The sequence below is a fragment of the Cognatundibacterium aquatile genome (assembly GCF_014699135.1).
Taxonomy (GTDB): Bacteria; Pseudomonadota; Gammaproteobacteria; order Burkholderiales; family Burkholderiaceae_D; genus Undibacterium; species Undibacterium aquatile.
On sequence record NZ_JACOFT010000001.1, the window covers coordinates 825,243 to 837,967 of the forward strand.

Consider the following 12,725-nt stretch of genomic DNA (forward strand, 5'->3'; position numbering starts at 1 on the left):
AAGACAGATAGCATGCCCATGAAATCCGTGTTTGATAATTTGATACTCACGATTGCGGTTACCATTTCCGTGGTCGTTCATGCGGCATTGCTGCTGGTTCATTTCGTCGCACCTAAGCCTGCAGAAACGCAGGCCGCAGACCCCGGGCTGGAAGTGATACTGGTGAATTCCAAACACGACCGCAAGCCGTTGAAAGCAGATGCGCTGGCACAAGCCGATCTTGACGGCGGCGGTGCCCATGACAGCGGCCGCAGTAAATCGCCGTTGCCGGATATGAACAGAAGCGAAGATGGCGACAATATCCGTACCGCCACCAAACGCATAGAAGAGCTGGAACAGCAGCAACAGCAATTGCTTGATCAGGCTAAACGTAAAGAAAATTTCCGCTTGCCGCAGCAAGAAAAACGTCGCCTCGATGACAGCCGTACGCCGAATAAAGGCAGCGACGATCTCGATACCAGCAAAGCGTTAGCCCGGATGGCAGCAGAGATTTCACAGACCATCGAAGATCAGAATAAACGTCCGCGTAAAACCTTCATCACACCCAGTACGCAAAAGGTTGGCTATGCGATGTATTACAAGGAATTGCAAAAGCGCATAGAAGATTTCGGCACCCTGAATTTCCCGCAAAAAGAAGGGAAGAAACTCTACGGTGAATTGATTGTGTATATCCCGATTTTTCAGGATGGCACCATTTATGAAAAAGAAGGCGGCCCGCGCATAGAAAAATCGTCTGGCAATAAGGCGCTCGATAAAGCCGCATTGCGTATCGTGCGCAGTGCGGCACCGTTTGGCAAGTTCCCGCAAAACATGCGCTCGGACGATAAAGACGATTTATGGGTGGTCATCACCCGCTTCAAATTCACGCGTGATCAGCAGTTAGAAACAGAATTGCGCGGAGGTAAAAAATGAGTCACACCGCAACGCCAGATCGCTATGTCGTGATCGGCAATCCTGTTGCGCACAGCAAGTCGCCGTATATCCACGCAGCATTTGCAACGCAGACTGCCCAGGCGCTGGACTATCAGCGTTTGCTGGCACCGCTGGATGGCTTTGCTGCCAGTGTGCAGACGTTCCGGCAACAGGGTGGCAAAGGTGCGAACGTAACCGTGCCATTCAAGCTGGACGCCTGCGCATTGGCAACTGAATTAACGACCCGTGCCGCTGCCGCAGGTGCCGTCAATACTTTGCGCTTTGATGGCGAAAAAATTTTGGGTGACAACACGGACGGCATCGGACTGGTGACCGACATCGTGCGTAATGCAGGCGTATCTCTGCAGGGCAAGCGCGTTCTCTTGCTCGGTGCAGGTGGCGCGGCTCGCGGTAGCTTATTACCTTTGCTGGAGCAATTGCCGGCAGAACTGGTGATCGCCAACCGCACCTTATCGAAGGCGCATGAGCTGCAGCAACTGGCACAACAATATCTGCCTCAGATTCCGGTTTTTGCCCGGACTTTTACCGATGTTGAAGGCCATTTCGATGTGATCATCAATGCGACTTCTGCCAGTTTGCATGACGATGTGCCGCCACTGGCGGGCAGCTTGTTTGATACCGGAACGCTGGCTTACGATCTGATGTATGCCGCGCAGCCAACGGCATTTTTGCGTTTCGCAGCAGCGCACGGCGCGCAATGTCGCGATGGCCTTGGCATGTTGGTAGAGCAGGCGGCGGAAGCTTTTTTTATCTGGCGCGGAGTGCGGCCGGACACATTAACGGTGCTGGCTGATTTGCGACAAGCATTGAATGTCACTGCGGAGGCGTAATGAAATTATTCCGCCGATTGTTGTTCTGGCTGGTTGCGGTGCCGCTGTTGCTGGTGATTTTGCTGCAAGCGTATTTTCTGTTGCAGATTTGCTGGTGGATTAATTTCAATCCTTCTTCCACCAGTTTCATGCGCCAGCAACTCAGCGTGTTGCAGGAGAAAAATCCGGATGCGCAGTTACAGCATAAATGGGTGCCGTATAACCGCATTTCCACGCATCTGAAACGCGCGGTGATTGCCTCGGAAGATGATACTTTTGTGGATCATGAAGGTGTCGATTGGGAAGCCATGCAAAAGGCCTACGAAAAGAATCAGAAAAAGGGCAAGGTGGTTTCCGGCGGTTCCACGATCACGCAGCAACTCGCAAAAAATTTGTTCTTATCTGGTCAGCGTAGTTATCTGCGCAAAGGACAGGAGCTGGTCATTACTTACATGCTCGAAGCCTGCATGAGTAAGCGCCGGATATTAGAGATTTATCTGAATTCGGTCGAGTGGGGCGTTGGTGTATTTGGTGCCGAAGCAGCAGCCCAGCATTATTACCGCACCAGTGCGGCAAATCTGGGGGCAGCACAAGCGGCGCGTTTAGCGGTGATGCTGCCGAAGCCCCGTTACTTTGATAAAAATCAGGGGTCCGGCTATTTGCAGAGAAGGACTGAGTTAATTTTAAAACGTATGAATTACGCGGAGGTACCATGAATTTACAACGACAACGCGGTCTGAGTCTGATCTGGATTTCTGTTTTGTTTATGTTACTGGGCTTAGTATCGATGGGCTTTTTATACACGATACGTTACGGACATTTACCGATGCAGGATGTCTGGTCGAAATGGGGGAAGTCGGCGAACGTGATTGGTAATGAATTGAAAAATGTTACGGGCATACAGGAACTTAGTTTACCGGGTCAAAATAGCAGCGGTGTCCGCCAGGCCGCCACGGTTGAATCCGGTGTGCGTCGTTGTACCATCGATGGCAAAACCGTTTATTCAGATACCGCCTGTCTTGACAGTAATCCGACCAGTAAAAATATCAAGCTCAATGATGCTAAGGGATTCGTCAAACCTCCACCGCCGGTTGAGGAAGCGTCTGCCAGCAATGCGGAGCAAGACTTGCGATTGAAAGCATTGGAAAAAGCCTTGCAAAAGGCACAGCGCTGACCGTCGCCGCGCAAATGTAGAGCGCATATTTTTTATTGTTTGCGCGCTGTTCGCAGGATGTACGCGAACATAGAAATTTTAAGTCAGGCCGGGTCTTGCAGCAATTTACCGCAACTATAGCGATCAGTGCACTGCCCGCCCGGCCCCACCCTTAGCAGGTTTTACCGGAATTGCCCATGATTAATGTTTTCGTTTTACACAATGGACGGCTGAGTCAGATTAATATCGAAAATCGTGCCGATCTCGAAAATACCTTGCCGGTGTGGGTCGATCTGACAGACCCGAATGAAGAAGAACGCGAGTGGGTCAAAAGTATCTACGGCGTGACTTTGCCGGGCGAAGACGAAGTCAAAGATATTGAAGCGTCTGCACGTTATTACGAAGCTGATAGTGGTGATCTGCATTTACGCACCGATTTTCTGATCGATGAAAACGAAGACGATGAGCCAGCACGCACGGTGACAGTCGCGTTTATTCTGGCGCGCGATATTCTCTTTTCTGTACACAATACCGATTTGCCGGTGTTCCGTCTGGTCCGCATGCGTGCCCGTTCACGCCCTGGTTCTATTAACGATTACAAAGATGTACTGCTGGATTTGTATGCGACCGATGCCGAGTATTCGGCGGATGCGCTGGAAGGTATTTATCAAAATCTGGAAGATGTCAGCCGCGCTGTGCTGCAAAAAGATTTCAGCGATCAGGACGCCGCTGCGGCACTGAATTCGATCGCACAAGAGGAAGATCTGAATGGTCGTATCCGCCGTAATATGATGGATACGCGCCGTGCAGTCAGTTTTCTGATGCGTGGCCGGTTGCTGAATGCAGATCAGTTTGAGGAAGCGCGCCAGATTTTGCGCGATATCGAATCCCTCGATGGTCACACCTCATTTCTGTTCGATAAAATCAACTTCCTGATGGATGCCACCGTTGGTTTTATCAATATCAATCAGAATAAGATCATCAAGATATTCTCGGTCGCCAGTGTGGCTTTCCTGCCGCCGACGCTGATTGCCAGTATTTACGGCATGAACTTCAAAGGCTGGTTTCCGGAACTGGACTGGGAGCTTGGCTATCCATTCGCTCTGCTGCTGATGCTGGCATCAGCGATCACACCGTTCTGGTATTTCCGTCGTCGCGGCTGGTTAAAATAAAAGCTGTGGTATAGCAGCGCAGCTCTGTCCTCTGAACGCGCATAGGCGGGATCAAAATATCACATCAATATCCGCTTCAGCATCGGGGTCAGGGCGGTGGCGTTTGCCACCGTTGTTCTATCTTTGCGTACGTTCCGTTTGCCCTGATCGTAACCAAGCCACTGTCGAGTAACTGTGCGTAGCGGGCGGCACCCGGCCAGGACTTTGAAAAGCTGACAAACAGCTTGTCTTCCAGCGCAACACCGACCTGCTTAATTTTCCCCTGAAATTCTTGCGGATGAGTGACGCGGAGGTGATCGGCAACTCTGGTATAGACCAGTGAATAATCCGACCTTCCGCGTAATAATTTACGTAAATTTGACAGGTCAGACGGTGCGGTTTCCCGGATTATTCCAGCATCATTCTCGATGTCGCTGCCGTAGGTATAACCGTGGGTGACGCCAACCTGATGTCCGCGTAGATCCAGTCTGGTTATGGCTGGCAGCTTATCGTTTTCTCTGGCATAAATTCCGATGACAGCTTTGAATATGGGCTCTTTGTGAAAGATAAACAGCGACGCAAGTTTGGCATCTTGCAAGCTGTCGAAGCAGCCGAGTGCTTGACCAGTTTGTGCCAGCATCAGGCAACGTGAATAGGGCGCCGATGTAAATTTGACCTGAATACCAGCAGCGGCATACGCGGCTTCAATGATGTCGGCGGCAAAGCCGCGAATCCTGCCATCTTTTAGCCCGGAGTATGGGTACCAGTCATCCTCACCAATCAATGTGATCGTTTCAGCCCTCGCAGTCGCCAGGCTGTTGCCAGTGATAAAAACGAACAACAGCAGCAAACGCAAAAAACGCACAGTGATGTTGCTTGTACTACGGATCGTCATGCAGATATGGTTGGAGATAAATATTGATCGCTATTGATCATCATATTGACGTATTTTGACGGAATTACATAGACCTGATTTTCACTTTTCCTGCTCTCTGCATTTTTTCACAATTCAAAGCGTCGATGGTCGATGTCGTTTGCGTCTTAAGTAGTGACGATCATGGCGTCCGTAAGTTATTTTGAGAGATGACGCATGCTGTTACACCAGAAAAAAAGAAAACCCACGGCAGATTAGTCCTGATACGCGGGTTTTCCAGGGGAGGCGGTGCTCAGCTTAGCTGTTCTATCTGCGCAACAGGTTGACGATTTTTCACAGATGTGGAACGCGGTACTGCTTTTGTGCGTGATTGCTGAGCATATGACACGTGTTTTGCTGATGTCTGCGACGAACGATGAGTCAGCTTGAAAACTGATAATGCGCTCACCAGCGTTGTGGTCTGGGTTTCCAGGCTCGCTGCTGCGGCTGCCGCTTCTTCTACCAATGCGGCGTTTTGCTGTGTCACCTCATCCATCAGCGTAACCGCATCATTGACTTGCAATATGCCTGCACGTTGCTCTTGTGAGGCTGAGGCAATTTCTCCCATGACGCTCGTTACTTTTTCCGTTGTGGTGATAATTTCCCGCATGGCACCGCCGACATTACTGGTGAGCGATGAACCTGTCTGAATTTTTTGCATGGATTCATCAATCAGTTCTTTGATTTCTTTTGATGCAGATGCGCTGCGTTGCGCCAGATTACGCACTTCTGACGCCACGACGGCGAAGCCGCGTCCCTGTTCGCCTGCGCGGGCAGCCTCGACCGCAGCATTTAACGCCAGAATATTCGTTTGAAACGCGATACCTTCGATGATGCCTGTAATTTCTATCATGCGTTTGGAGGAATGGCTGATGTCATCCATCGTCGCGACCATCTGATCAGAAATTTTTCCACCACTGCCAGCGATATGTAAGGCCTCGTTCGCCATGGTGCTGGCTTGTGTTGCATTGTCAGAGTTTTGCGATACAGTGGATGCAAACTGCTCCATACTGGCGGCGGTTTCTTCAAGCGAGGATGCCTGCGATTCAGTTCTGCTGGATAAGTCCAGGTTGCCCGCCGCAATCTCTTTGGTTGCCAGCCCTATTTTTTCTGCATTCTTGAGGACATCACCGACGATAGAGTGCAGGTTAATTCGTAACTGTCTCAGCATTCGTAACACCTGTCCCAGATCATCGGTACGGCTGGTATTGATTTCGCCGGTCAGGTCGCCGCCCGCCATAATTTTGCAGGCTTCCAGCGCCCGTCGGCTGGGAATCGTGACGGCCCGGTGAAAGTTGTACCACGATGACAGCGCGCTGAAAGTGGACAGAAACAGCAGCCCTGTCAGCCATTGACTTTCAGTCGCCGGGTTTATCGCCACAAAATTGCAGATCAGCGTAAAAACAAAAGAAGTGACCATCAGAGCCGCGGTCAGAGCGAGGTGATGATTGATGGAGAACCTGAAACGAGAACGTAACCGGGCAATAAAATTATTACTGCGAGCGCCACCCTGATGCAGGCGGATATTATTCGGGTTGCCGTTTTTCAGTTCTGCATACAATTTTTTTGCGTCACTGATTTGTCGGGGCGATGGCTTGGTACGTACCGACATATAGCCGACTGGCTTACCATCCTCAATCACCGGTGTGACATTCGCACAGACCCAGTAATAGTCGCCATTTTTGCAGCGATTCTTTACGATACCGGTCCATGGTAAGCCGGATTTGACTGTGCTCCATAAGTCAGCAAAGGCTTCAACTGGCATGTCAGGGTGACGAACAATATTTTGTGGTGCACCTATCAGCTCATCTGTTGTAAAACCACTGACTTCAATGAAATAAGGATTGGCGTAAGTAATGTTTCCTTGTAAGTCGGTGGTCGAGACAATTGATTCTGTATCACTGATCGGATGTTCATTCTGACTGACAGGCATATTTAAACGCATGGTATTCCTCTTTCATGATCTGAGCGGCTGGAATCTCCGCATCCTGTTTGGTTCAACATAAATTCTCAGTACTGCGTTGTACAGCTTGAGACGCATTGAAACATTCAATATCACTCTGCGTATTTGATAAAAAAGAACGATGTGACTTACAGGTTAATGTCAAAAATCAGAGTACCTAAGCAGGTGATATGCATTAAAAAAAACACTCAGAATGTCAGAGTGCGGAACATTTTCAGCGATCAAAAATTGCTCCTTTTCGACTCTACGCCAAGAAAATATAGCTGACAATAAGTAAATTTTTTGCCGGTAAAAGGGAAGTTGCTCAGTGGATACGTCGCAAATTTATTGCGTCGCTATTGACGTGCAAAATTAAATGCAGTTGCAAGAGGATGGGTGTGATCAGCGCCAATCTGGCTGTTTTACAGGCAGGAACGGATCTTATTTGCTGCAAAAAGGACTGACTGACTTAACTTTAATTAACGTTTCACGGTAAACGAAGGGCTTAACGTATGACGCTAATCAGACAAAAATGGGCGTGCTGTCGGTGACTTGAGGTAAACAATGCGTTCGCACCAGACGCAGTATCAATGGTCGGCAATTATGGGCAACTATTATCGTTGGCTATGTTGAATATATATGCGGCTGCTGGCACGAAACGCTGCCAGCAGCCGCATATATAACGGAGGTGTCGCGGAAATTAATGCACTTTAATGTGCTTCTTCCCAGTTTTTTCCTATACCGACTTCTGCCAGCAAAGGAACGTGCAGCTGCGCCACATTCGCCATCAGTTCTGGCAATTTTTTGCGTACCAGTTCGAGTTCAGATTCCGGTACTTCGAGCACCAGTTCATCGTGGACTTGCATGATCATCTTTGATTGCAAGTGATCGTTTTCCAGCCAGTTTTGCACTGCAATCATGGCGAGTTTAATCAGGTCGGCAGCAGTGCCTTGCATAGGCGCATTGATCGCTGCACGTTCGGCGCCCTGACGACGCGGGCCATTCGGGCTGTTGATTTCTGCCAGCCACAGTCGCCGTCCGAACACGGTTTCGACATAGCCGTGTGCCTTGGCTTTGGTGCGGGTATCGGCCATGTATTGCGCAACGCCGGGATAGCGCTGAAAATATTTGTCGATATAGCTTTGTGCCGCCGCACGTTCTATGCCGAGATTGCTGGCGAGGCCAAACGCGCTCATGCCGTAGATCAGACCGAAATTAATCACTTTCGCGTAGCGTCGTTGCTCACTCGTGACATCATCAAGCGCAACACCAAAAATTTCAGCGGCGGTGGCTTTATGCACGTCTTCGCCATCGGCAAAGGCTTTCAGTAAGCTGGCATCACCGGAAATATGCGCCATGATGCGTAATTCGATTTGCGAATAATCAGCGGAAATAATCACATGCTCAGGTGCGGCGACAAAGGCTTCGCGGATACGCCGGCCTTCTGCCGTGCGCACCGGAATGTTCTGCAGATTAGGATCATTCGATGCCAGCCGACCAGTCACGGCAACGGCCTGCGCATAGTTGGTATGCACGCGACCCGTCTGCGCATTGACCATTTTCGGCAGTTTGTCGGTGTAAGTCGATTTGAGTTTTGCGAGGCCGCGATATTCCAGCAATACTTTGGGCAGCGGGTAATCTTCCGCAAGTTTTTGTAAAACTTCTTCATCCGTCGACGGCGCACCGGAGGGTGTTTTTTTTACGACGGGCAAGCCCAGTTTGCCAAAGAAAATCTCACCGAGTTGTTTGGGGGAATTCAGATTGAACGGTTGTTCAGCGAGTTCGTAGGCGTTTTGTTCCAGCTCCAGCAAGCGTTTGCCGATTTCATTTGACTGAGCATTGAGCAAGTCTTTATTGATCAGGACGCCGTTGCGTTCTATCTTTTGCAATACAACCGAAGTCGGCAATTCTATGTCGTGATAAACGCGTTGCAAGCTGGCGTCAGTTTCGATTTCTGGCCACATCGCCAGATGCAATTGCAGTGTGATATCAGCATCTTCCGCGGCATAGTCTGTCGCCCGTTGCAGCTCGACCTGATCGAAACAGATTTGCGCCGCACCTTTGCCGCAGACGTCTTCAAAGCTGATAGTTTTTTTACCGAGATGGCGCAGCGCGAGGCTGTCCATGTTATGCGATTTATGCGACTCAAAGACGTAAGATTCGAGCAGGGTGTCATGGACGATACCGCGCAGCGCGACGCCATGATTCGCAAAAATATGCGTATCGTATTTCAGGTTTTGCCCGACCTTGGCTTTGCTGTCATCTTCCAGCCACGGCCTGAGTTTTTCCAATACCGATGCGCGCGACAGTTGTGCCGGTGCATCTGCATATTGATGCGCCACCGGGATATAGCAGGCATGACCTGCTTCGCAGCACAGAGAAATCCCGACCAGCTGTGCTGTCATCGGTTCGAGCGAGGTTGTTTCGGTATCGACCGCGGTCAGGCTGGCAGCATTGATCCGTGCGATCCAGGCATCAAGCTGGGCTTCGGTTAGCACAGTTTCGTAATTGCTGATAACGGTTGCAGGTATTGCGCCGTCGTCATTGAATAAGCCTGCCTGTGCCGGCGTATTACCTGAACCAGCAGTGGCTTTTGCTATTGAACTTAACGGCGTCGCGCCCGCCGTTGCATCGCCGGATAATTCGCGTAGCCAGGTTTTAAAACCATAGCGTTTGTAGAACGCGAGCATCGCTTCTTTGCTTTCTTCTTTTGCGACCAGCGATTCATCGATAGAAATATGATGTGCTGATAAATCGCAATCCGTTTTGACGGTGATCAGCACGCGACCCTGCGGCAACCAGTCTAATGCCGCACGCAGGTTATCGCCGACCACACCTTTGATCTTGTCAGCATTAGCGATCACGCCATCCAGACTGTCATATTCGGCCAGCCATTTGACCGCTGTTTTGGGGCCGCATTTGGTCACGCCGGGAACGTTATCGACGGTATCGCCGATCAGCGTCAGATAATCGATGATACGCTCAGGCGGTACGCCGAATTTTGTCAGCACACCTGCTTCGTCAAGCTTTTCGTTGCTCATGGTGTTGATCAGGGTGACGTGGGGATTCACCAACTGAGCAAGATCTTTGTCACCGGTAGAAACGATGGTATTGAGGCCGCGTGCCGTTGCCTCGACAGCGAGTGTGCCGATCACGTCATCGGCTTCGACGCCTTCGACCATCAGGATAGGCCAGCCCATGGCTTTGACGGCTTCGTGTATCGGTTCTATCTGCAGGCGCAAATCATCAGGCATGGCGGCACGCTGTGCTTTGTATTCGGGATACAAATCGTCACGGAAAGTTTTGCCTTTTGCATCAAATACACATGCCATGTATGCTGCCGGATAATCACTGCGCAAACGGCGTAGCATGTTGATCATGCCGTAGATGGCGCCGGTTGGCTCTCCTTGCGGATTGCGCAGATCGGGCATGGCGTGAAAGGCTCGGTACAGATAACTTGAGCCATCGACTAATAACAGGGTATTTTGCATATGAACGGAAACGGAAACAGAAAAGATGTAACGAGGTTGCGCCAGATTATCGACAGAGATAAGGCAACCGCCTTAAAAGCGCGTGAATCGTGGCATATGTTCACGATTATGGCAGAGTTTATCGAGTCCACCGAGCGCCTTTCGACGATACGCCCGGCGGTGACTATTTTTGGTTCAGCCAGAACCAAACCGGATGACAAATACTATCAGCTCTGTGTTGACCTTTCCCGCCGTTTGTCAGATCAGGGCTTTGCAGTTATTTCCGGCGGCGGCCCCGGTATTATGGAAGCCGCGAACAAAGGCGCCTATGAAGGTGCCTCGCCCTCGGTGGGACTGAATATCGAATTGCCACATGAGCAGCGTACGAATCCGTGGCAAAACATCAGCCTGAGTTTCCGCCATTTTTTTGCACGTAAAGTCGCGTTTGTTAAATATGCCGATGCGTATGTCGTGTTTCCCGGCGGCTTTGGCACGATGGATGAAGTCAGCGAAGTCCTGACACTGATACAAACTGGAAAGACGCGGCATATACCCGTGATTCTGGTGGGCACCAGTTTCTGGAGCGGCTTACTGGAATGGATCAGGGTACAGATGGCGGGCAATGGCATGATTGCGCCGTCGGATCTGAATCTGGTGCATCTGATTGATGAGCCCGCAAATATTGTCGATGCAATTTTTGCCTTCTACGAAGCACGCGATATCGAGCCTTCTGAAGACGAACGGCAACGCATGTTGTACTTGTAATCACAGTGTAGGAAATATCCGTCAGCGATGATGCCAGACAAGAAAAAATGCAATGAAACAGAATAAATCGAATAAATTAAATAAATCGCGTCAGAAGATATGGCCGATGAGCGCGCTGTTGCTGATGGCACCATGTCTGAATGCTGCCGCACAGAGTAATTGCGTTGAGTTGGCAAACGATGCAGAACGACTCGCCTGTTACGATCAATTGCATAACAGGAATAAGAGTGTGGCGGGTGCAAATGCCGTTAATCTTGCACCTGCAATGACAGCGGAAACCGTCGTTTCACCTATTGCACCGGTTGCCGTTGTTGCAGAAGGTGAGGCGCCGCGCTCGTTTCTGAGCGAGCGGGTCGATGGATTGACCGAGCGCTGGGATCTTGATCCGTCGAATAAAAATCCACGGTTTTTACCGCGTTTGTATAAACCTGTGTACATCTTGCCAGCGACCTACAGTAGCCGGATCAACAAAGCGCCATTCTCGCCAACTCCGGGGCATCAGTCCGATGCGATGGGACTGAGCCCTGCCGAAGCAAAATTCCAGTTGAGTTTTAAGTCCAAGATTATTGACGGTTTATTTGGCGACCGCGCGACGATCTGGGGCGGCTATACGCAATCCTCACGCTGGCAGGTGTACAACGACGATTTGTCGCGACCATTCCGCGAAACGAATTATGAGCCTGAACTGATGGCGGTTTTTTCCACACCGTTTGAAGTCATGGGCTGGCATGGACGCATGGCATCGGTCAGTTTAAATCACCAGTCAAATGGCCGCTCCCTGCCTTTATCCCGCAGCTGGAATCGTGTGATTGGTGAAGTCGCCGCTGAGCGTGGCGATTGGAGCCTCAGTCTGCGTCCCTGGTGGCGCATCAAGGAGACGGCTGGTGCAGATGATAATCCCGGCATTGAAAATTATATTGGACGGGGTGAGTTGTTATTGACCCGCAAAACCGGCGAGCATATTTTTACTTTTCAGGGGCGGCATAGTTTGCGTTCTGGGAAAGAATCCCGTGGTTCCGTTCAGCTGGAATGGGCATTTCCGCTGGTTGCTGGTTTGCATGGATATGCTCAGATATTCAGTGGTTATGGCGAAAGTCTGATTGATTACAATTTCCGCCAGAACAGGTTTGGCCTCGGTATTTCCCTGGTCGAGTGGCGTTGATAAAAAAAGAGCCCGTCGTTGATAACTGACGGGCTTTTTTGGAGATGAATAACGAAACTGCAGGTTCAGGCTACATTCAGCAGTATCAGACCGAGCAAGGCGGGCAATGCCTGGATGTAGAGAATTTTCTTGCTGGCGGTTGCCGCACCGTACAAACCGGCAAGCAGAACGCAAGCAAGAAAAAACACCTTCACATCATGTCCGGCGCTGCCGAGGCTGAGTCCCCAGAATAAGCCAGCGGCGAGAAATCCATTATACAAACCCTGATTTGCTGCCAGCACTTTGGTGGCAGCGGCGGATTCTTTGGTTTGCCTGAAGGCTTTCAGTCCCGCTGGTTTTTCCCATAAAAACATTTCCAGTATCAGAATGTAGACATGTAATAACGCAACCAGCCCAACGATGATGTTTCCGATTAAAGACATGCAGA

The 12,725-nt window shown here is 50.3% G+C and carries 11 protein-coding genes; 7 read left to right on the forward strand and 4 right to left on the reverse strand.

The annotated features are described in order from the left end of the window. Window positions 1-18 precede the first annotated feature (18 nt). From H8K26_RS03725 to corA, 5 genes are all read left to right on the forward strand, one after another. Window positions 19-912, forward strand: coding sequence for a TonB family protein (locus H8K26_RS03725; protein ID WP_186884964.1), 894 nt, complete (start codon window positions 19-21; stop codon window positions 910-912). Then, complete coding sequence (aroE, locus tag H8K26_RS03730) at window positions 909-1,763, forward strand: shikimate dehydrogenase (protein ID WP_190477392.1); 855 nt, start codon at window positions 909-911, stop codon at window positions 1,761-1,763. The genes H8K26_RS03725 and aroE overlap by 4 nt, the downstream gene beginning before the upstream one ends. Next, window positions 1,763-2,458 carry a monofunctional biosynthetic peptidoglycan transglycosylase gene (mtgA, locus tag H8K26_RS03735; RefSeq protein WP_186896419.1) on the forward strand — a complete coding sequence of 232 codons (696 nt, stop codon included), beginning with the start codon at window positions 1,763-1,765 and terminating at the stop codon, window positions 2,456-2,458. The genes aroE and mtgA overlap by 1 nt, the downstream gene beginning before the upstream one ends. Continuing rightward, a complete protein-coding gene (locus H8K26_RS03740) occupies window positions 2,455-2,916 on the forward strand; it encodes a hypothetical protein (RefSeq protein ID WP_190477393.1) in 462 nt (153 codons plus the stop codon). Before mtgA ends, H8K26_RS03740 begins: the two co-directional genes overlap by 4 nt. 176 nt (window positions 2,917-3,092) lie before the next feature. Beyond that, window positions 3,093-4,067, forward strand: a complete 975-nt coding sequence (corA, locus tag H8K26_RS03745) for a magnesium/cobalt transporter CorA (RefSeq protein WP_186884826.1) — start codon at window positions 3,093-3,095, stop codon at window positions 4,065-4,067. A gap of 88 nt (window positions 4,068-4,155) precedes the next feature. Here the strand turns inward: corA and H8K26_RS03750 are convergent, their stop codons facing one another. From H8K26_RS03750 to polA, 3 genes are all read right to left on the reverse strand, one after another. Then, entirely contained in the window at window positions 4,156-4,941 is a 786-nt protein-coding gene (locus tag H8K26_RS03750) for a substrate-binding periplasmic protein (RefSeq protein WP_190477395.1), read from the reverse strand. 271 nt (window positions 4,942-5,212) lie between these two features. Beyond that, the gene (locus tag H8K26_RS03755) at window positions 5,213-6,904 is read right to left on the reverse strand and encodes a methyl-accepting chemotaxis protein (RefSeq protein WP_190477397.1); all 1,692 of its coding nucleotides are present in this window, start codon (window positions 6,902-6,904) and stop codon (window positions 5,213-5,215) included. Between the two features lie 707 nt (window positions 6,905-7,611). Then, the gene (polA, locus tag H8K26_RS03760) at window positions 7,612-10,392 is read right to left on the reverse strand and encodes a DNA polymerase I (protein WP_190477400.1); all 2,781 of its coding nucleotides are present in this window, start codon (window positions 10,390-10,392) and stop codon (window positions 7,612-7,614) included. On the opposite strand from polA, the gene H8K26_RS03765 reads away from it, so the two are divergent. Together H8K26_RS03765 and H8K26_RS03770 are read left to right on the forward strand one after the other, a co-directional pair. Further along, entirely contained in the window at window positions 10,393-11,136 is a 744-nt protein-coding gene (locus tag H8K26_RS03765) for an LOG family protein (RefSeq protein WP_186896424.1), read from the forward strand. 52 nt (window positions 11,137-11,188) lie between these two features. After that, the gene (locus H8K26_RS03770) at window positions 11,189-12,298 is read left to right on the forward strand and encodes a phospholipase A (RefSeq protein WP_190477402.1); all 1,110 of its coding nucleotides are present in this window, start codon (window positions 11,189-11,191) and stop codon (window positions 12,296-12,298) included. 65 nt (window positions 12,299-12,363) lie between these two features. On the opposite strand, the gene H8K26_RS03775 is transcribed toward H8K26_RS03770, so the two are convergent. Further along, on the reverse strand, window positions 12,364-12,720 hold the full coding sequence (locus tag H8K26_RS03775; RefSeq protein ID WP_190477403.1) for a DUF1304 domain-containing protein: 357 nt from the start codon (window positions 12,718-12,720) through the stop codon (window positions 12,364-12,366). Between the last annotated feature and the right edge of the window lie 5 nt (window positions 12,721-12,725).

Excerpts from the sequence above, each read along its gene's own strand:
- H8K26_RS03725 (WP_186884964.1), top strand. The coding sequence starts at position 19 with ATGAAATCCGTGTTTGATAATTTGATACTCACGATTGCGGTTACCATT.
- aroE (WP_190477392.1), top strand. The coding sequence starts at position 909 with ATGAGTCACACCGCAACGCCAGATCGCTATGTCGTGATCGGCAATCCT.
- mtgA (WP_186896419.1), top strand. The coding sequence starts at position 1,763 with ATGAAATTATTCCGCCGATTGTTGTTCTGGCTGGTTGCGGTGCCGCTG.
- H8K26_RS03740 (WP_190477393.1), top strand. The coding sequence starts at position 2,455 with ATGAATTTACAACGACAACGCGGTCTGAGTCTGATCTGGATTTCTGTT.
- corA (WP_186884826.1), top strand. The coding sequence starts at position 3,093 with ATGATTAATGTTTTCGTTTTACACAATGGACGGCTGAGTCAGATTAAT.
- H8K26_RS03750 (WP_190477395.1), bottom strand. The coding sequence starts at position 4,941 with ATGACGATCCGTAGTACAAGCAACATCACTGTGCGTTTTTTGCGTTTG.
- H8K26_RS03755 (WP_190477397.1), bottom strand. The coding sequence starts at position 6,904 with ATGCGTTTAAATATGCCTGTCAGTCAGAATGAACATCCGATCAGTGAT.
- polA (WP_190477400.1), bottom strand. The coding sequence starts at position 10,392 with ATGCAAAATACCCTGTTATTAGTCGATGGCTCAAGTTATCTGTACCGA.
- H8K26_RS03765 (WP_186896424.1), top strand. The coding sequence starts at position 10,393 with ATGAACGGAAACGGAAACAGAAAAGATGTAACGAGGTTGCGCCAGATT.
- H8K26_RS03770 (WP_190477402.1), top strand. The coding sequence starts at position 11,189 with ATGAAACAGAATAAATCGAATAAATTAAATAAATCGCGTCAGAAGATA.
- H8K26_RS03775 (WP_190477403.1), bottom strand. The coding sequence starts at position 12,720 with ATGTCTTTAATCGGAAACATCATCGTTGGGCTGGTTGCGTTATTACAT.